General features: G+C 66.5%; 17 protein-coding genes and 1 pseudogene. 15 read left to right on the forward strand and 3 right to left on the reverse strand.

Annotation, left to right across the window (positions count from 1 at the left end; translation table 11 throughout):
• Positions 1-2,934: DUF6531 domain-containing protein (locus N5D20_RS20900; protein ID WP_279915110.1), on the reverse strand; the 2,934-nt coding region annotated here is incomplete at its 3' end.
• A 357-nt stretch (positions 2,935-3,291) separates the two neighbouring features.
• On the opposite strand from N5D20_RS20900, the gene N5D20_RS20905 reads away from it, so the two are divergent.
• On the forward strand, positions 3,292-4,113 hold the full coding sequence (locus N5D20_RS20905) for an alpha/beta hydrolase (protein WP_279915109.1): 822 nt from the start codon (positions 3,292-3,294) through the stop codon (positions 4,111-4,113).
• Between the two features lie 35 nt (positions 4,114-4,148).
• Here the strand turns inward: N5D20_RS20905 and N5D20_RS20910 are convergent, their stop codons facing one another.
• Positions 4,149-4,943: a helix-turn-helix transcriptional regulator gene (locus tag N5D20_RS20910; protein WP_279915108.1), complete on the reverse strand. Its 795-nt coding sequence runs from the start codon at positions 4,941-4,943 to the stop codon at positions 4,149-4,151.
• Positions 4,944-5,013: 70 nt separating this feature from the next.
• On the opposite strand from N5D20_RS20910, the gene N5D20_RS20915 reads away from it, so the two are divergent.
• The 10 genes and pseudogenes from N5D20_RS20915 to eptA all read left to right on the forward strand — a co-directional run bounded on the left by N5D20_RS20915 (position 5,014) and on the right by eptA (position 14,645).
• The gene (locus N5D20_RS20915; protein WP_279915107.1) at positions 5,014-6,984 is read left to right on the forward strand and encodes an FUSC family protein; all 1,971 of its coding nucleotides are present in this window, start codon (positions 5,014-5,016) and stop codon (positions 6,982-6,984) included.
• 4 nt (positions 6,985-6,988) lie between these two features.
• On the forward strand, positions 6,989-7,198 hold the full coding sequence (locus N5D20_RS20920; protein WP_279915105.1) for a DUF1656 domain-containing protein: 210 nt from the start codon (positions 6,989-6,991) through the stop codon (positions 7,196-7,198).
• A 1-nt stretch (position 7,199) separates the two neighbouring features.
• On the forward strand, positions 7,200-8,084 hold the full coding sequence (locus tag N5D20_RS20925) for a biotin/lipoyl-binding protein (RefSeq protein WP_100445944.1): 885 nt from the start codon (positions 7,200-7,202) through the stop codon (positions 8,082-8,084).
• Positions 8,081-9,517 (forward strand): efflux transporter outer membrane subunit, encoded by a 1,437-nt coding sequence (locus N5D20_RS20930; protein WP_279915104.1) that lies wholly within the window; start codon positions 8,081-8,083, stop codon positions 9,515-9,517. The genes N5D20_RS20925 and N5D20_RS20930 overlap by 4 nt, the downstream gene beginning before the upstream one ends.
• A gap of 134 nt (positions 9,518-9,651) precedes the next feature.
• A complete protein-coding gene (locus N5D20_RS20935) occupies positions 9,652-9,999 on the forward strand; it encodes an RcnB family protein (RefSeq protein ID WP_021204235.1) in 348 nt (115 codons plus the stop codon).
• 72 nt (positions 10,000-10,071) lie between these two features.
• Positions 10,072-10,293 (forward strand): annotated as a pseudogene (locus N5D20_RS20940) (nuclear transport factor 2 family protein); the annotation flags it as partial.
• Positions 10,294-10,410: 117 nt separating this feature from the next.
• Entirely contained in the window at positions 10,411-11,085 is a 675-nt protein-coding gene (locus tag N5D20_RS20945; protein ID WP_019659910.1) for a response regulator transcription factor, read from the forward strand.
• Entirely contained in the window at positions 11,082-12,314 is a 1,233-nt protein-coding gene (locus N5D20_RS20950) for a HAMP domain-containing sensor histidine kinase (RefSeq protein ID WP_279915103.1), read from the forward strand. Before N5D20_RS20945 ends, N5D20_RS20950 begins: the two co-directional genes overlap by 4 nt.
• 59 nt (positions 12,315-12,373) lie before the next feature.
• Positions 12,374-12,760 carry a diacylglycerol kinase gene (locus N5D20_RS20955; protein ID WP_019659912.1) on the forward strand — a complete coding sequence of 129 codons (387 nt, stop codon included), beginning with the start codon at positions 12,374-12,376 and terminating at the stop codon, positions 12,758-12,760.
• A 73-nt stretch (positions 12,761-12,833) separates the two neighbouring features.
• Entirely contained in the window at positions 12,834-14,645 is a 1,812-nt protein-coding gene (gene eptA, locus N5D20_RS20960; protein WP_227200023.1) for a phosphoethanolamine transferase EptA, read from the forward strand.
• Here the strand turns inward: eptA and N5D20_RS20965 are convergent.
• Positions 14,549-15,469: a M14 family metallocarboxypeptidase gene (locus N5D20_RS20965; protein ID WP_043396360.1), complete on the reverse strand. Its 921-nt coding sequence runs from the start codon at positions 15,467-15,469 to the stop codon at positions 14,549-14,551. The two genes, eptA and N5D20_RS20965, sit on opposite strands and share 97 nt — an antisense overlap.
• A gap of 146 nt (positions 15,470-15,615) precedes the next feature.
• Between N5D20_RS20965 and N5D20_RS20970 the strand changes: the two genes are divergently transcribed.
• From N5D20_RS20970 to N5D20_RS20985, 4 genes are read left to right on the forward strand one after another with little or no spacing between them, the layout of a single operon-like run.
• Positions 15,616-16,269, forward strand: a complete 654-nt coding sequence (locus tag N5D20_RS20970; RefSeq protein ID WP_019337835.1) for a DUF3348 family protein — start codon at positions 15,616-15,618, stop codon at positions 16,267-16,269.
• A 10-nt stretch (positions 16,270-16,279) separates the two neighbouring features.
• Entirely contained in the window at positions 16,280-18,544 is a 2,265-nt protein-coding gene (locus N5D20_RS20975; protein ID WP_071305340.1) for a DUF802 domain-containing protein, read from the forward strand.
• Complete coding sequence (locus N5D20_RS20980; protein WP_005409939.1) at positions 18,541-19,179, forward strand: OmpA family protein; 639 nt, start codon at positions 18,541-18,543, stop codon at positions 19,177-19,179. The genes N5D20_RS20975 and N5D20_RS20980 overlap by 4 nt, the downstream gene beginning before the upstream one ends.
• The gene (locus N5D20_RS20985) at positions 19,169-19,546 is read left to right on the forward strand and encodes a DUF2894 domain-containing protein (RefSeq protein ID WP_100445952.1); all 378 of its coding nucleotides are present in this window, start codon (positions 19,169-19,171) and stop codon (positions 19,544-19,546) included. The genes N5D20_RS20980 and N5D20_RS20985 overlap by 11 nt, the downstream gene beginning before the upstream one ends.
• The last annotated feature ends 189 nt before the right edge of the window (positions 19,547-19,735 follow it).

Here is a 19,735-nt window from a genome sequence, read left to right on the forward strand (position 1 = left end):
TGCATCGTAGTGATAGGTGGCAGTGATGCCGCGTGCATCGGTGGCCGTCTTGCGGTTGCCGGCGGCGTCCACGGTGAAGCTGCTGGCGCCACTGTCCGGGCTGACCTGCCCGGTCAGGTCACCGAATCCGTTGTAGGCGTAGGTGGTATGCAGGCCCTTCGGGTCAGTGACCTGGGTGACCTGGTCCAGCGCGTTGTACTGGCTGCGGATCTCGGCGGCCACGCCACCCACGTCCTGCAAGGTCTGGGCCAGGCGGTTCAGCGGGTCGTACTGCTGGCTGGTCACGCGCTGCAGGGCGTCGGTCACGGTCTGCGGGTTGCCGTTAGCATCGTAGGCAAAGCCGGTAGCGTGGTTGCCTGCGTCCTTCAGTGCGGTCAGCTGGCCGAGTGTGTTGAACGTCCGTGCGAGGGTACGGCGCAGGGTACCGCCTGCATCGAGCGTGTCTTCCTTGAGGCGATTGCCGGCATTGTCCAGCGTGTAGTGAATCGTGTTGCCCGCGTTGTCCTCGATATCGGTCAAGCGCAGCGCCGCATCGTAGACATAGGAAACGCTGCTGCCGTCGGGCTCGGTGATCTGTTGCACCTGGCCGGTCGGCCAGTAGCTGATCTGGGTGACCCGATTCTCGGCAGTGGTCGCGCCACGTACGGTGACCGAGGTTGGCCAGCCGCGAGCATGGTAGGTGTAGTCGGTGACCACGCCGTTGGCATCCTTGACCGACAACGGCCGTCCGAAAGCGTCGTAGGCCAGAGTCTCGACCGTCTGGCCCAGCGCATTGGTCACGCTGCGCAGGTCGCCCTTGCGATAGGTGCAGGCACCTCCCGTCGCGCACCCTGCATCATCCGCCGAGTAATAGGCATAGGTAACGGCATCGGCCACATCCGTGCGCGGGCCATCCACACTCTTCAGCAGCCCCTCCACCGGGCAGCTGCCTGCCGCTGCCACATCAGCGGCTTCGCAGTACGTGTAGTTGGTGATGCGCGTCTGACCGGAAGCGGTGTCGGTCACGGTGTTGGCCGTCGGCTGGCGTCGGGAATTGAAGGCCGTGCGGGTTTCGCGGCTACCGATCCGGGTGGTCAGTACCGCATTGGTTTCGACGTCGCGCGCCGTGGTCACCACACGCTGCTCGGGAAAGCCGACCGCTTCGGTCACGGTATGGATGCTGACGGCACGACCGCTCACCGGATCGGTGCCCTGCGCATAGGTGTGCTTGGTCTGGATGCCGCGGCGATCGGTGTAGGTATTCAGACGCCGGCGGAAGTCGACACTCTGGTCGTAGTAGGTTCGGCTGACGGTTCCCTGCGAATCCGTCAGGCCGGTCACCTTGCGCGACGGAGCGCTATCGCCTCCGGGTGTCAGGGTGTAGTCGGTCTGCCGCCCCAGCGCGTCGGTCACCACCGCACCGCCATTGGGGCTGTAGGCCAGCGTCACGCCATCGGCACCGCCGGCATGCTGACTGGAGATCACACGACCGATGGAATCGTAGGTGAAGGTGCTGTAGCGGCGACCGTCCTCGGCGGTGATGCCGGTCAGGTGCTGGGGGAAGTCCTGGTTCTCGTAGTGATACGTCCGCACACCACCACCCGCATAGGTCACCGTGGCGACCTGGTTCTGCGGCGTGTAGGTATAAGTGGCGAGCGGAATGCCTTCGACCAGCACCGAACTGATCAGCGCCTCATAGTCGTTGGACTGGTAAACGAACTCGAGCGTGCGGCCACTGCTGTGGGTGACGGCTGCAAGGCGGTCGCTGTCGTCATAGATGTAGGTCAGCGACGTGCCATCCGCGAAGCGCTTGGCGGCAAGACGCCCGTCCGCGCCGAAGGTAGAGATGGAATCGGCCGTGTACAGTGTCCAGTTGCCGTTCTGGACCAGACGATCGCCACTGTCGTCGTCCGCCTCATAGGCTTGCCCGATCTTCTTGAATGCACGCTGGAAACCAGTGCTTTCAATGATGCCCACACTGTCAACGCCATCCAGTGCCAGGTGGGCGCCCAGCGAATGGGTCCAGCCATAACCGAAGCCACCGGATGAGGTGGAGATGCCGGAGTGATAGAAGCGCGTCAGCGCGATCCAGCCCAGATCGAAGTCCGGCGCGATCTCGTACTTCTCGCCCGTTTTGACATCACATGGGTTGCCGACATTGCCGTCGCAGGTACCGCCGTTGGAGGCCGGGTCCTTGTCGGGAATCGGACTCATGTTCGCCGCTGCATCGTTGCGGGACATGGGGCAGCTACCGTTGCCGCCGTCCTTGTCGCACTTTTGCGACTTCGAGGTAATGGTTGCAACGAATTCTTCGCTGACGCAGGCGTTGTGTGTGTTGGACCACTGCGTGAAGGGGATCGGGCAGTTCAAGCGTCGCATGCGAGCAAGCCCTGTCGTTCCTGCGTCGAAGGGCACGCACGGAGACTCCGCCGAATTGCTGCCCAGCATGCCGGTGACCCGGTACTCCCTGACCTCCGAAATTCCGTCCATCCCTGGAGCAGTTGGGCCCCATTCTCCTTCCGGCACAGCAGTTTCCCCAGGACACTGGGGATTGATGTCCTGCAAGTCTGCAATGAGCGCTTCCAGCACTTCCTCTTCGGACAAGAAGCCACCATCACCCGCGCCGTAGTAAGTCCAGTCAGGGTCGGAGGGCTGCGTCTTTCCCATCCAGTAGGTAATCGACGTATTTCCGTTCAAGTCCACGACTTTCGACTTGATCTTGTCGACGTACTGCCAGCCGAACTGGAACTCCGGCGGGAAGGGGCTGGGCGCCGGCAGATTCTTGATGCCGGCCACCGCCGCCTGCTGGGTTTTGTACTGGGTCGCGTCGCCGCCGGGCTGGGAAATACGCCAGGTGATCTTGCTTTCCTGCGCCTGTACAACAGCCGGCGCAATGCAGCCAACGGCAACAATCGCCAGCACGGCACACGAAATGGTCTTCAGTCGTTCCAACATCCCTGTTCTCCTTCCTGGACGAACACAGCGCCGGCGGGAACGAGAACGCGAAGGTGTTCCCCGCGTCATGCTTCGGATCGTCCCTGGTCCGGTATGCGGCAGTGCCACATGCCGCCTTTATCGTTGAAGACGCTTGCACGTTCAAGTGTGGAGCCGCGTAACCGATCACAGATTCAAGCATCCAACGCCATTCAGCGGTCTACGCCCCGTCCCCATGACTTCCTGCACAGGGGGTCGGTGTTATACCTCACTACATTACCAGCACGACCTGTCGCGGGGTCGGCAGGCTGTGGCACTCTGCTGCAGACCTGACCCATCGGAAGGGCTGCCACGCGGCACGGCCCAGGGGGAATGGCAATGAATAGCAGCCGAGTGACGATGTGGGTGCTGGCCGCGGTGATGGCCGCAGCAGGCTCCGTCCACGCCGGCGAAATCCAGGTGGATCGCGGCGCCTACGCACTGCAGGCCGAAGAGACGGGGACCGGCCCGATCGCTGTGGTCTTTGAATCCGGTTTCGGGCAGGGCGCGGGCGCCTGGAAGGAGGTGGTTGCGGGTCTGGGGCGCGACTACCACAGCATCACCTACGCCCGTGCAGGACTCGGCAAGTCCGGCAGCGACGGTCACGCCAAGCGCATCGATGCGCATCTGGCCGACCTCACGGCCGTGATCGATACGCTCGCCCCCGGTCGCCGCGTGGTGCTGGTGGGTCATTCCTATGGCGGCCCGCTGGCCACGGAGTTTGCACGCCGCCATCCGGAGCGCCTGCAGGGCCTGGTGCTGGTGGACCCGGCCACGATGGGTCAGCGCCATGCGTTCAAGCAGGCCGACAGTGCCCGCGTGCAGGCAGACGATGCCCAGCTGCGGGCAATGCTGCCGCCGGCCATGGCCGCCGACTATGCCGTGCTGACGGAACAACTGGATGCACCCGGTGCACAGACCCCGCGCTCAATGCCGGACGTGCCGGTCGCGCTGCTGACTGCAACCCAGCTCGCTGCCGAACCGCTGTTCTTCGAAGAAACCGCAGCGGGCAAGGCACTCTGGAAGGCGCAGCACGCCCTGCTCTTCTCGGGATTCACGCGCGGCACGCATCGCTACCTGGCGACCGGGCATACCCTCCAGCGCGAGGATCCTGCTGCGGTGGTGACCGCGATTCAATCGGTCTCCGGCACCTTGAACTAGCCATTCCAGGCAAGGGCTTGCCGGGATGTTCCCGACTACTGCCCGCGCAGGCGCACCGCAAAGTACCGCGTCGGGGAAAGGCCAAGCGCCTTCTTGAACATCGTGATGAAGGCCGTCACCGACTCATAGCCCAGCGTCTCGGAAACGCGTTGTACCGGTGCGCCCGCGGCGAGTTCACGAATGGCGATGAGCAGGTGCAGCTGCTGCCGCCAGCGTCCGAAGGACAAGCCCGTTTCTCGCTCAATCAACCGGGTCAGCGTGCGCTCGCCCAGGGCCAGGCGCACGGCCCACTGGCTGATGGTGCTGCGGTCTGCCGGATCAGCCGACAATGCCGCAGCCAATGCACGCACCTTCGGGTGATGGCTGACCGGCAACGACAGGTGCTCGGCAGGCATCTGTACCAGCTCGTCCAGCAACACCCGCGCCAGCCGGTCGGTGTGGCTGCCATGCGGGTAGTCCAGCGGCGCGTCGGCCAGGTGCAGGATCATCTCCCGCAGCATCGGGGAGATCGCCAGCGTCACGCACTGCATGGGCAGATCGACGATGCCGGGCTCGACGAACAGATAGCACAGGCGCGCGTTGGCGGTGGCGCGATTGCTGTGCGGCATGCCACCCGGAATCCAGACGCCACACTGGGGCGGCACGATCCACAACGCGCTGGCCACTTCGCAGGTCACCGCCCCATGCAGCGCAAGAATGAGCTGGCCCTTGCGATGCTCATGTACGGGAATCTCCGCGTCGTGCTCGGCCACCTGCAGGCGGCTGGCGACCGCCGGGCGATCGGTCTCGTCCGGGTCCAGGTCAAAGCCGGGGAGCGAAATGCGAGCCATTCTCACATTGACCGGTTTTAGCGATTGGTTGTCATTGTAGCGAAATTCGCCAGTGCGGCCGATCACTAGCATGACCCGCATGCACCTCCCCACACCTTTTCTTCCCCACCTGTTCCAGGCATTCGCCCGGTTGAAAAGCCCTGCCCTCAGGACCGACCAGGAGGCGGTGCTGTTCTCACTCAAATGCCTGCTCGCCGCGTCGCTGGGGCTGTATGTCTCCCTGCGGATCGGCCTGAACCGCCCGTTCTGGGTGATCGGCACGGTCTATCTGGTGTCGCAGCCCCTTTCCGGGGCGACACTCAGCCGCGGCCTGTTCCGTCTGCTCGGCACCGTGGGCGGGGCCTTCGCCACCGTCGCACTGGTGCCACGATTTGCCAATGCCCCCCTGGTGCTGAGCGCCGCGCTCGCGGCGTGGATGGCGCTGTGCCTGTACCTGGCGATGCTCGACCGCACGCCGCGTGCGTATGCGTTCCTGCTGGCCGGCTATACCACCAGCCTGATTGGGTTTCCTGCGGTGATGGTGCCGGGAGACGTGTTCACCATCGCCATCACGCGGGTGCAGGAAATCGCCATCGGCATCCTTGCCGCAACGCTGGTCCATGCGCTGGTGCTGCCGCGCCGGGTCTCGATGCGCGTGCACGCGCGGGTTGCCGCTGTGCTGGATGATGCGGAACGATGGACACGCGACATGCGGGCCGGTGCATCGGAAACGATGCTGGCGACGGACCGCTCGAAAGTGGCCGCCGACCTGCTCGAGCTGCATGTGCTGTCGATCCACCTGCCCTACGACAGCGCCCACGGCGTGGCGCAGGTGCAGATCCTGCGCGCCCTGCACGACCGGATGCTGGACGTCCTGATGCTGTCCAGCGCGGTGGAAGATTCCATCGACCGGCTGCGTTCACCACAGGCCGGCGCGATGGATGCAACGGGCTGGCGCGATCTGCTGCAGGCCGGCCTCGCCGCGCAACAGACCGAGCTCGACCTCGCCCACGCCGACTGCCGCGTGCTGCAGGCGCAACTGCACACTGCCCGTCCCGACTGGCGTCGGCATGTGCCTGCCCGCCTTGCGCGACATGTGCAGGGTGCGGTACTTCACCGGGATCATCGGCTTGCCCTGCGCAGCGCGCTGGGCGCGTTCGCCGGCATCCTGCTGAGCTGCGTTCTGTGGATCGTCACCGGCTGGTCGGAGGGCGCCACGGCGGTATCCATCATCGGCACGGCGTGCGTGCTGTTCGGCACGATCGAAGCGCCGGCACCGCATGTCATGCGCTACCTGGTGGGATCGTGCATCGGCGTGGCCGTCGGCCTGCTCTACGGTCTACTGATCTTCCCCGCGTTGTCCGATTTCCTCGGCCTGATTGCCGCGCTGGCGCCGGTGCTGCTGCTGTGCGGATCGTTCCTTGCCCGGCCGCCCTTCATCATGGCCGCCCTGGGCGTGGTACTGACCTTCCCGATCATCGCAGGCCTGGGCGCGACCAATTCGGTCAACATCGTCGGCGCACTCAACAACAGCGTTGCGCTGTTCGTGGGTACGACGGTGGCACTGTGCAGCATGCAGCTGTTCCAAACCGCCGACGCGGGCCGCAACCGCGCACGGTTGGAGCATTCGATCCGTCGGGATATCGCACGACACACCGCCGGACGAGGTGATGTGACCCGCGCCTTGCTCAGCCGCATGCTGGATCGAATCGGGCTGCTCGCTCCAAGGTTGCAGGGCCGTTCCAGCGCAGTACACGAGCTGCGGGCATTGTTTGCGGACGTTCGTGCGGCACATGCATCCAGCCAACTCCGCACACTGGACAAGTACCTGGACAACCCGCACGTTCGGGCGCTACACGCGGCGCTGGTCGAACGCGTCGCCGCACATTTCAGGGTTCGCGCCCACGCGCCACGCAGTGTCGATGCCCATCTTCTGAAGTTGTTGGACTGCATGCGCGAGGCCGCAACAGCCATCGCCGAGGCCGATCGAGGGAATCTGCTGCACCTGCTCAGCGGGTTGCGCCGCGACCTGCTGGCCTCACCGCTCACCCATCGGCACTGACCGCATGCTCTCTGATCTTTCCATTGATGGCGTGCTCATTCCCGGCCTGCTCGCCGTGGCCGCTGCCGCCTTGGCGCTGTGGATACTGACTTCACGCCTGCTCGCCAGCCTCGGTCTGTACCGGCTGTTCGCCGCGCGGCCGCTGGTGGGCCTGTCCCTGTTCGTGATCCTGGCGGAGCTGATGATCCGGCTCTCGCCCCTGCTCGAGAAATGAAATGAAAGACCTGCTTGCTGTCATCGGGCGCTGGAGCGCAACGCTGGGCGTGTGTGCGCTTGCCGCCATTGCCGCGCTCTCCCTCTGGAATCGTTACGAAATGCGCCCGTGGACGCGGGATGGGCGGGTGCGCGCCGATGTGGTGCGCGTTGCGTCGGACATGGGGGGGCTGGTCACCCAGGTGCTGGTGCACGACAACCAGCGGGTCAGTGCCGGCCAGCTGCTGCTGGTGCTCGATCAGCCACGCTTCGCCGCCACGCTGGAGAAGGCAGACGCGGCGGTCAGGAGCGCGCATGCCACGCTGGCGCTGGCTCGCCGCGAATCGGCGCGGGACAACGCACTTGGCAACCTGGTCGCTTCGGAAACCCGCGAACGCAACGCCGCCAAGGTCGATACCGAGCTGGCCGCGCTGGCGCAGGCACGGGCCGAACAGCGCGTTGCCCAGCTCAACGTGCAACGCACCGAGGTGCGCGCAACCACCGATGGCATCATCACCAACCTCGACCTGCACGCGGGCGACTACCTGCAGCCGGGGGCACAGGCGCTGGCGCTGATCGACACCCGCAGCCTGCGCATCGAGGGCTATTTCGAGGAAACCAAGCTGGGCTGCATCACCGAGGGCGATGCCGCCGTGGCCCGGCTGATGGGCGACAACCACGACGTCCGCGGGCACGTGGATACCATCGCCGCCGGCATTGCCGACGATCAGCGCTCAAGCACACACAACCTGCTGCCCGCCGTGGCGCCAACTTACACCTGGGTGAGGCTGGCGCAGCGCATCCCGGTACGCATCCGCATCGATGATGCGCCGTCGGATACCCGCCTGATCGTGGGTCGCACTGCGAGTGTGACCATCACACCCTCGGCAGCGGGAGCCTGCAAGTGAGCGTGCGAACACTACGCGGTGGGCTGCTTGCCCTGCTGCTGCCCATGACGGCCTGCGTATCCGGCCCCGACTATCACCTGCCTGCGAATGCCGTCGCAGCCTCCCCCCGGGCGGCCCGGGCGTTCGTCTCGGGCAGCGAGGCATCGTTCAGCCACGACGCGCCACCGGATCGATGGTGGCAACTGTATGGCGACCCCCAGCTTGACGCCTACGTACGCGAAGCACTGGCGGCCAATACCGACCTGCGCGCCGCCGATGCCAACCTTCGGCGCGCCAGCGCAACCGTGGCGGAGTACCGCGCGCGCAGTTCCGTGCAGGCCGACGTGGATGCATCGGGCGCGCTCACCCATGCCGGTGGTTACGCCCAGGCGTCGGCCGCACCGCAATCCTATGCGCTGGGCCTTCACCTCTCCTATCCGCTGGATCTAGCAGGCGGCATCCGCCGCGGCATCGAAGCCGCCAACGCGGACGCGGAGGCCGTCGCTGCGGCACGGGACCAGGTCCGCGTGGTCGTCGCTGCTGCCGTCACCCGTGCCTATCTCCAGATCTGCACAAGCAATTACACGCTCGCTGCGACCCGGCAGGTGCTGGCGATACAGCGCGCCACGCTGGAGGCAACCCGACGCCTGGCTGCCGGAGGGCGCGGAACGGACTTCGATGTCAGCCGTGCCGGTGCCGCCGTCAACCGCAGCGCGGCGGGGATACCGCACCTGCTGGCGGAACGCCAGGCCGCACTGTTCGAACTGGCCGCATTGATGGGCAGGCTCCCGGCGGACTATCCCAGGGAGGCCGAAGCCTGCCCAGGCCCCCCGGAGCTGGAGCAGGCGCTGCCGGTCGGTGATGGTTGGCAACTGCTCCAGCGGCGCCCCGACGTACGCGCAGCCGAACGCAGCCTGGCCGCCGCGACTACAATGATCGGTGTCGAGACGGCGGGTCTCTATCCGCAGATCACCTTGGGCGCCTCTTCGGGCGTGGCCGGCACACCGGCGCATCTGCTGTCGGCCGACGGCTTCGGTGCGAGCATCGGTCCCGTGCTGTCATGGCACTGGCCCAACCGCCGCGTGGCCAAGGCCCGCGTCGCAGCGGCAGGTGCCAATGCAGATACCGCGCTCGCGTCCTTTGACGGCGTCGTGCTGCAGGCACTGCGCCAGACCGAGACCGCGCTTTCTGCCTGCACGCAGGAGCTTGAACGCGAGCGCAGCCTGGCGCAGGCGCGTGGGGATGCAGCGCGGGCCGCCGGGCAGGCGCAGCAGCTCTACCGTTTCGGCAGGATCGATTTTCTCGACCTGCTTTCGGCCCAGGCCGCGCTGGCAGATGCGGAGTCCGCATTGGCCGTCTCGCGCGCGGAGCGCATTGACCGGCAGATGGATCTTTTCCTGTCGTTGGGTGGAGGCTGGGCTGCAACAGATTCAGCCCCGAGCGGGGTCCAGTGACCCGTTGCCTGGCAGCGGCTGCAGGCCGCGCCGTCTGTTCAGAAAAGTGCCTCCCAAACCCGTATTCATTCACACTGACTGCCCTATATTCCCGCCACAGCGCCGCATGCTGCGGCCATGACGGAGGCACTTCCATGAAGACCACACGTTTGCTTGCCATCGCTTTGACCACCGCCACCGCGTTGGCTGCGGCCCCCGCCTTCGCTGACCCGCCGCATCACGCCCGCGGCAACGGCCCGCCGCCGCATGCCGGCGGCCCGCACAACCGTGATGCGCCGCCGCCCGGCTGGCAGAAGAAGGCCTGGCGTCGTGGCGACCGCCTGCCCTGGGCCGAAGTGGACCGCCGCTACTGGGTGGACGATTACGCGCGTTATGACCTGCGCAATCCGGGTCGCGGCCAGCGTTGGGTGCGCCAGTCCGACACCGAGTACCTGTTGGTGGAGATCGCGACCGGCTTGATCATCGACGCGCTGCATCGTTGAATGCGGAGCGCGCCGGGGCCCTGTAGCCGGGGCCCCGGTGGCGCTTCCACCCTAAGAAGGCCGTCATGAACGATGCGAGCCACCGGAATCCAGAACGCGCTTCTCGCTGCGTGCCTCGCCGCAGGCCTGCCGGCCCACGCAAGCCAGCGCCCATCATCGGCTGATGTGAATGCCATCGAACAGGTGGTCGAATCGTTCCGCACCTCGTTGATCAACAAGGACAAGCCGACCTACATGAGCCTGTTCTTTTCGGACAAACCGGAAGATATCGGCTGGCAGTTCGTTTCCGAAGATGCCGGCCGATTGAACGTCGCTTGACGCGGCCGAACCCAGGCCGCGAACCATTCAGCATGCGCATTGGCAATCAGTCAGGGATCGGGCACAGTTCGGCCACGCGCAAGGACGCACGCCATGACCCGCCTGCTGATCATCGAAGACAACCCCGAGCTCGTAGCCAACCTGTACGCTTTCTTTGAGCCTATCGGCTACGTGCTGGACGACGCCCGCGACGGTGCCAGCGGCCTGCGCCGGGCCACGCAGCACGACTACGACGCCATCCTGCTGGACCTGATGCTCCCGCGCCTGGATGGCATGACGCTGTGCCGAAAGCTGCGCCGGGAATTCCAGAACCCGGTGCCGATCCTGATGCTGACCGCGCGCGATCCGGTCGAGGACCGCGTGCAGGGCCTCGCTCTCGGCGCCGATGACTACCTGGTCAAACCGTTCTCGCTGAAGGAACTGGATGCGCGGATCAAGGCCCTGGTGCGACGCGCCCAGGGCCGTCAGGTCGACAGCGTACTGGCGTGGAAGGACTTGCAGGTAGATACGCGCTCGCCGCAGGCCTGGCGACAGGGGCGCTGCATCGCGCTGACGCCTACGTCGCACAAACTGCTGATGTGCCTGGTACGCGCGGCCCCTGCCGTGGTGCGCAAGCAGGAGATGGAATACCTGGTCTGGGGCGACGAGCCACCGGACAGCGGCGCGCTGCGTACCCACATCCATGAGCTGCGCCTGCAGGTGGACCGCAGCTTCGACACCACGTTGATCGCCACGGTGCACAGCGTCGGCTGGCGCATGCCGGCGTGACCCCTGCCGCTCTCTACCGCCGCCTGGCCCTGCGTACCCGCATCACGATTTCGTTCGTGCTGCTGATGGCCGGCGCGATGGGCTTCATCGTCCTGGCCGAACAGGTGGACTACGACCAGGTCAGGGCCGCGGTCATCGCCCGGACCCAGGACAGTGCCGTGCACAAGCTGCAGGCAGCACTGGCCCGTGGCGAGCGCACCGCCCTGCCCCCGGGCAGCCAGCTGTACGACAGCCATAGCGTGCCGATGGTGCTGCGCCAGTACGGCCTGGGCTACCACGGCGAAGCAGGACCCGACGAGTGGCACCTGCGTGTGTTCGACAGTGGCGGCCAGCGCTACTACCTGCTGCAGGACGCTGCACCCTATGGCTACCTGGAACACCTGATCAATGCCTTTGCCGCGGTGGTCATTTCGATCTGCGTGCTCGGCGCCTTCCTGATCGGTCGCAGGGTGGCATCGCACGTCATCGCGCCCATCACGCAGTTGGCCGATGCCGTGCAGAGCGGGCGGAAGCCCTTTCCCTGTCAGGACGCCCGCGACGAGATCGGTGTACTCGCCCGTGCCTTCGCCCGGCACAGTGATGAGCTCGAACGGTTCCTGCATCGCGAGCAATGCTTCAGCGGCGATGCCAGCCATGAGCTGCGCACGCCCTTGGCCATCATCGGCGGCGCTGCGGAAACCCTTGCCTGCCAGCTTCCGTCCGACAGCCACCTGGTCCCCAGCGCGGAGCGTATCCTGCGCACTACCCAGGAGATGCAGCGCCAGCTGTCCTGCCTGCTGCTGCTCTCACATACCCCCGGCTCCGTGCCGCGCAACAAGGTGGCCCTGCGCCCATTGATCGAATCCTGCATGGAGCGCTGCCAACCGTGGATTTCCGGCAAGCCGGTGATCGTTGCGTTTGATGCCCGGCATGACGCCGTGCTGGACACCAACGCAGATCTGGCGCACAGCGTGATCTGGAACCTGCTGCGCAACGCCTGCCAGTACACCGAAAGGGGCGAAGTGAGGATCACCCTCCACGACACCGCACTCACCGTCGCCGACACCGGACCCGGCCTGCCCTCAAGTATCGACCCACAGCAGTTCCAGCGCTTCGTGCCCGGCAGCCCGCACAATGGCGAGGGACTGGGGCTGTCCATCGTGCAGCGCATCGTCGAGCACCTGGGCTGGAGGATGACGGTGCACTCCTCGCAGCAGGGATGCCGGTTCAGCCTGGAATGGCCCGCCTGACGGTTTCCTGACACGCGCGTGCACATGCTGGGGATTGCTCACTTCACGGCGGAAACGGCATGCAGCACCCCAAGGACAGCGGCAAGTACCCGCATGGCAAGACCGGCCTGGGCCGCATCTTCCACACCCTGATCCATTCGCGAGACGGATTCATCGCTACCTTTCGTGGCGAGGCGGCATTCCGCCAGCTGCTGCTCCTGCACGCGCTGTTGATCACTGCAGCGTTCGTACTGGACATCAGCAAGCTCGAACGGGCGCTGGTGCTGGCGGTCTGCTTCATCAGCCTGGTGGTGGAACTGCTCAACTCGGCGATCGAAGCAGTGGTCGATCGCATCTCACTGGAACAGCATCCACTGTCCAAGAACGCCAAGGACATGGGCAGCGCCGCGCAGACCACCGCACTGTTGATGGTGGGCGCGGTGTGGGGCGTGATCCTGCTGGGCTAGTCCGCCCAACCTGACAACTTCCTGATAAAGCGGTTTCGATACTGCGCGCACTCCCGCTCCACGGAACCTGCTCGTGCGTCAACGCCGCCGTTTTCCACGGCCCCATCCGATCGTTCTGGTCTGGGCCACCGCACTGTTCTTCACCACGATTGGAAACATCGCCCTCTGGAAGACGCTGTGGGGGCTGATCGACCTCAACAGCCTGCGCAGCATGCTGTTCCTGGCCAGCTTGCCGGTGGTGCTTTTCTGCCTGTTCAACCTGATGCTGACGCCACTGCTGGCACTGCCGTTCCTGCGCAGGCCGCTGCTGGTGCTGCTCGTTGTCGTCAGCGCCGCCTGCAGCTACTTCATGCTGCACTACAACGTGCTGATCGATCGCAGCATGGTGCAGAACGTGTTCGAGACCAACCAGGCCGAACTGAACGCCTATCTGTCGCTGCCACTGCTGTTGACCCTGCTGGCGCTGGGCGTGCTGCCCGCTGCCGGGCTGGCCCTGGTGCGCACCACCAGCGGGGCCGGTTCGATACGTTCGCTGCTGGTGTGGCCAGTCAGCGTTCTGGCGTCATTGCTGGTACTGCTGGCAATCGGCTTCGCGTTCTACAAGGACTATTCCTCACTGCTGCGCAACAACCGCCACATCCGCGACCAGGTGCTGCCGTTGAACGTGGTGCGGCATACCCACGGTTATCTGAAAGGTCTCTACAGCACCCGCCAGCAACCGCTGCGCGCGATTGGCATGGACGCACAGCGCGCGCCGGGCCCGCGCCCGAAGCTGGTGATCCTGGTCGTCGGCGAGACCGCGCGATCACAGAACTTCCAGCTCAACGGCTACCCACGCGCGACCAATCCCCGGCTCTCGCGCAAGGAAGGGGTCATCAGCTTCAATGATGTCTCCTCATGCGGGACCGCCACTGCCATCTCGGTGCCGTGCATGTTCTCGCAGATGACCCGAGGCCAGTACGACGACGTGCGCGCCGCAACCGAGGAGAACGTGCTCGACATCCTGCAGCGCACCGGCATCAGCGTGCTCTGGCGCAACAACAACAACGGCGGCTGCAAGGGCGTGTGCGAACGCGTACCGACCGAGGACATGCCTGCGCTGAAGGTGGCCGGCCAGTGCGTCAACGCCGACGGCACCTGCTACGACGACGTGCTGCTGCACCAGTTGGGCGCACGCATCGATGCCATCAACGGCGACGCCCTGATCGTGCTGCATCAGCTCGGCAGTCATGGGCCGACCTACTTTGAACGGTATCCCGCAGCGTCGCGGGCTTTCAGCCCGACCTGCGACAGCAATCAGATCCAGCACTGCAGCAACGAGGCACTGGTCAACACCTATGACAACACCCTGGTGCACACCGACCAGGTGCTTGCGGAGGCCATCGGCCTGCTGCGGGGCTACTCGGCCCACCGCGACGTTGCGCTGATCTATGTCTCCGACCATGGTGAGTCGCTCGGCGAACGCGGCATGTACCTGCATGGCACGCCCTACTTCATCGCCCCGCGCGAGCAGACCCAGGTGCCGATGGTGATGTGGTTCTCACCCGAATTCAGCCGCAACGCAGGCCTGGACCTGGCCTGCCTGCACCAGAATGCCCTGCACCGGGCGCACAGCCACGACAACCTCTTCCACTCGCTGCTGGGCCTGTTCGCGGTCAACAGCGGGGTGTACCAGCACGATCTGGATGTGTTCGCAGGTTGCCGCGCGTCGGCTTCGCCGGCTGTGGCCACCTCACCGGCGAAAGAAAGGCGCCGGCTGATGCCGGTCGCTGCCCGGAACGTGGCGCGCTACTGCGCCGCCAGGGCGAAATCCAGGCCCGCACACACCGCCGCCACCTGGGCGTCGTTGCATTCCTGCGGATTGGTGCGCGGGCTGTCCGGGTAGACCTCGGTGGTGGTGGCAAAGCGCGCATCGGTGAAGCCAGCGCAGGCGCCGATTGAACGGGATTCGCCCCAGACCACGCCCGGCGACTGCAGCGGCAGGCCGACCAGGTTGCCTTCGGCATCGGCCGGGGCGATATGGGTGACCGGGGCCACGGCGGTGATCAATGCCTTCTGGAACTCGGCCTGCGGATCTTCGCTGTTGCCGATCACGTAGAAACCATCCGGAATGGTGTCGCGCTCGAATGGCTTGCCGTCGCGGGCACAACGCGCCGGATCGAACTCCTGCAGGTCGCTGTCGGTGGTCTCGTGCAGGTCCAGGTGCACCAGCAGGTTCGGCTTGCGCTCGGCCACCCAGGCCATCAGGGCGGCGGCTTCCACGATCTGGCCGCCGTCACGGAAGCTGCGGTTGGGGTCGATGGCGTCCGGGTTCCAGCGCTGGATGCGCTCGTAGCCCCACGGGCTGACGCACGGCGCCACGATCAGGTTCAGCCGGCCCAGGTAACGCTCCGCCTGCTGCTCCAGGAACTGCAGGGCACCGTGCACGCCGCTGGTCTCGTAGCCATGCACGCCACCGGTGATCAGCGCGGTCGGCAGCGCCGGGTTCCAGTCGTGGTTGACCACGGCGAACAGCGGGTAATGGTCCGGCGCATAGTCCAGCTGGCCGTACTGGATCACATCGAAGCTGTCGTCCAGGCGCTCGAGCGCGGCCACCACGTCGTCGTGGTAGCTGCGCCGGCGCTGCTGGCGGGCCCGCCACTGTGCGCGTTCCGCGTCGCCCCAGGGCTGTCCGGGGGTGCCGATCGGGTAGAACTGCGCAACGGTCATTGGGGAACTCCAGGGGTCGAACGGGATGGGTGCAGCCGGACATTCTAAGCCTTGTCGCGCCTGCGGGCGCCCCCGCCCCGCCCCGCCTTCATCCAGCCGGGGTCATCTGGTTGTAAAATCAACGGTTTTTGGCCCCTCACCCCTTGATGGCGAACGCAGCGCAGCCGGTCCTGGGTGGACCGGAGTTCCTCCGCCTGCTCGCCCGTCTCAGCGACGGCGCGATGCCGGCCACCAGTCCCGCCCTGACCGATCGCCTCGGCCAGTGGGTGGACTGGAGCCGTGCCGTGGCCTTGTCCGGGGCGCTCGGCGGACGCCTGCCCGAGCCCGGTGAAGCCGCCGAAGCGGTTGAGGATGTACTGGCCGACTGCGCCCAGGCGCACGCCAGCCTGCTCGCCTCGATCCGCGAGGATGCCGAGGCCGAGCGCCTGCTGGACCTGGCCGAAGCTGCCGCCGCACCCAACTTCGCCTCGCTGCGCCAGCGCTACCGGGTACTGCAGCAGGCCATCCAGACCGCCACGGGCCGCCTGCGCGGCCGCCTGCGCGACCAGCTGGTGCAGGTTTCGCCCGAGCTGGCGCGGCTGGCCGAGGTCGATGCGGTGATGGAACAGACCCTCACCCCGCGCGAGCACAGCCTGCTGGCCACTGCGCCGGCCGTGCTCGGCGCCCGATTTGAACGCGTGCACGGCCAGCCCGGCTGGCGCACAGCCTTCCGCCATGACATGCGCACGCTGCTGCTCGCCGAGCTGCAGCTGCGCTTCCACCCGATCGAAGGGCTGCAAGACGCCCTGCGCTCCCACTGACCGGAACACCATGTCCAGAACTGCTTTCCATGTCGTTGTCTTCCTTGTCGGCCTGCTGGCCGTGTGCTGGATCGGCATTGGCTACGTTTCGGTGCATCCGCTGGGTGCAGCGGTGGCGGCGATCATCGCGGCCTGCTACATCGCCGGTGGCGTGGAGCTGTACCGCTACCGCCAGGCCAGCAACGGCCTGCGCGCCGCACTGAACGACCTGTCCAGCGCGAAGGAAAGCCTCGCCCCCTGGCTGGAGCGCGTGCCGGTAGGCCTGCGCAACGCCGTGCGCCTGCGCGTGGAAGGCGAGCGCACCGCCCTGCCCGCACCGGTGCTGACCCCTTACCTGGTCGGCCTGCTGGTGCTGCTGGGCATGCTCGGTACCCTGCTGGGCATGATGGACACGCTGCGTGGCACCGGACTGGCGCTGCAGAGCGCGACCGACATGGCCGCCATCCGCGGCTCGCTGGCCTCGCCGGTGCAGGGCCTGGCGGTGGCATTCGGTACCTCGATCGCCGGTGTGGCCAGCTCGGCCATGCTCGGCCTGCTGGCGGCGCTGCTGCGTCGGGATCGGCTGCAGGCCGTGCAGCAGCTGGACCGGGCCATTGCATGCGACCTGCACCCCTACTCGCAGGCCTGGCAGCGCGCCGAGTCGCTGCGCCTGCTGCAGGCACAGTCCGCCGCGCTGCCGGCACTGGTCGACCGCCTACAGGCGATGACACAGACCTTTGAACAGCACAGCACGGCCGCCAACGAGCGCCTGCTGGCCGGCCAGGCCGAATTCCTGATCCAGAGCCAGGCGCTGCAGGAGCGTCTGGCGGTCTCGCTGCAGCAGTCGCTGCGCGAAGGCGCCGAAGCCAGCGCCGCCGCCATCGGCGGTGCGCTGCAGCCGATGGCCGAGACCACGCTGGCTGGCCTGGCCCATCACAGCGAAGCACTGCACGCCCGCGTCGAGCAGGCCGTGCAGGAGCAGCTGGCTGGCCTGAGCGACGGTTTCGAGCGCAGCCGCGTTGCGACCGAAGCCAGCTGGGCCAAGGTCGTAAGTGAACAGAGCCAGGCACAGCAGGCCCTGGTGGACGATCTGCGCCAGCACCTGCAGGCCTTCAGCGATGGTCAGGGCACGCAGGCCGAAGCACTGGTCGCGCGCATCGGCGAGCGCTTGCAGGTCGATGCCAATGGCAACGCCGAGGCCTGGCGCGCCGCCATCGAGCAGCAGCAGGCACTGAACAGCGCGCTGGTCGAGCGCCAGCAGCAGGCGCTGCTGGCGGCCGGCCAGCAGCTGGACGAGCATGCGCAGGCATTGCTGCGGGCACTGGAGCAGCGTCACGACGCCAGCCAGTCGTTGCTGCAGGACCACGAACAGCAGCGCTCGCAGCAGTGGCAGGCCGCCCAGGCTGCCGCCGCAGCTGCGCACGCCGAACTGCAGGCCTGTCTGGACACTCGCGAACAGCAGCGCCAGGCGCGCTGGGACGCGGTCAGCGCCGAACTGCAGCAAGCCCACGCCGCGCTGCATGCGCAGCTGCAGGCCGGCGACGAACAGCGCCTGCAGCGCTGGAGCGATGCCTTGCAGCACGTTTCCACCGACCTGGCCGAGCGCCTGCGGGCCAACGGCGAGCGCCTGGCTGCGCAGCAGCAGCAGGTCTGCGACACGCTGGCGGCGACCGCACAGCAGATCGGCGAGAACGGTCGTGCACAGGCCAGCGCAACGCTGGCCGAAGTCTCCACCCTGCTGCAGACCGCGGCAGCCGCGCCGAAGGCCGCTGCCGACGTCATCAACGAACTGCGCAGCACGCTCTCTGAAAGCCTGGTGCGTGACAACGCAATGCTGGAAGAACGCGGTCGCCTGCTGGCCACCGTGCAGACCCTGCTCGATGCGATCAACCATGCCTCGCACGAACAGCGCACCGCCGTGGACGCGCTGGTTGGCGGATCCGCCGAGCTGCTGGAGCGCGTCGGCAACCGCTTCACCGACCATATCGCCGCCGAGACCGGGAAGCTGGACGGCATCGCCGCAGCGCTCAACGGCAGCGCCGGTGAAGTGGGCCAGTTGGCCAGCACCTTTGGTGAAGCGGTCGCGCAGTTCGGCAGTGCCTCCACCGAGCTTTCCGGCCGCCTGGAACAGATTGGCGGCGCACTGGATGCCTCGCTGGCCCGCAGCGATGAGCAGCTGGCCTACTACGTGGCGCAGGCGCGCGAGGTGGTCGACCTCAGCCTGCTGTCGCAGAAGCAGGTGATGGAAGAACTGCAGCAGCTGGCCACGCGCCGCGGCAAGGCCGGCAGCGCATGAGCGACGAGCTGGAGGTCGATGGCGGCTCACACGCCCCGATCTGGGCCGCCTTCGGCGACCTGATGTCGGTGCTGCTGGGTGCGTTCGTGCTGATCCTGGTGGGTGTGGTCGCGGTGCAGCTGGAGCTGTCGCAGCGGTTGGACCAGGAAGTGAAGCAGCGCCAGGCCGAAGCCAAGCGCCTGCAGACGCTCGAACAGGCACTGGCTGGCCCGCTGGCTGCCGGTCGCGTGACGCTGGTTGACGGCCGCATCGGCATCAGCGGCAGCGTGTTGTTCGCGCTCAACTCCGACCAGCTGCAGCCGGAAGGCCAGGAGCTGCTGCGCAGCCTGGCGGCACCGCTGGCCGCCTATCTGGGCAGTCGCGAAGAAATCCTCATGGTCAGCGGCTTCACCGATGATGCGCCGGTGCGCGAAGGCAACCGCCGCTTCGCCGACAACTGGGAGCTGTCCGCGCAACGTTCGCTGACCGTGACCCGTACCCTGATTGCCGATGGCGTACCGGCTGACGCCGTGTTCGCCGCCGCGTTCGGCAGCGAGCAGCCGGTCAGTTCCAATGCCAATGAGGAAGGACGCGCACGCAACCGTCGCGTGGAGATCGCGCCGATTCCCAAGCCCAAGGCCCCGGATGCCAAGTAAGCCGCCCGCACTGGAGGGACTGCGCGCACTGGTGCGCGACCTCGATGCGGGGTCGCGCTCGCTGCCGCATTACCCGCAGGTGCCGATGCTGCAGCAGGTCCAGCGCGAGTGGTCGGAGCTGCGCAGCGAACTGCAGGTACGCCGCTCGCTGCGCACCGAGGCCCCCGCCGACGGCGGCCCGCTGAACTCGGCGGTGCTGGTGCAACGCATGCTGGACACGATGCAGGCGACCAGCCCCGGCTACCTGCGCCATTTCATCGACTACGTGGACACCCTGTCCTGGCTGCAGGCGCTGCAGGACGGTGCCGTGAGCAGTGGTGACACCGCAAAGCCGAAGCGCACGCGCAAGCCGCGCAACGCGGGTTGATCGCACAGTGACGCCGACCTCGTTCGGCGCCCCCGTAGACGCCAACCTTGGTTGGCGTTCCACCAACGACGCCGCGCATGCCAACCAAGGTTGGCATATATCAATGCATGCTCCGGCATGCCACGCCTGTAGCGGTGTCACCAGACAGTCATCTGTCTAGCGCACCATTTTCACGTGGGCCCACGGCGC

The organism is Stenotrophomonas sp. GD03877 (assembly GCF_029840555.1).
GTDB classification, from domain to species: domain Bacteria; phylum Pseudomonadota; class Gammaproteobacteria; order Xanthomonadales; family Xanthomonadaceae; genus Stenotrophomonas; species Stenotrophomonas geniculata.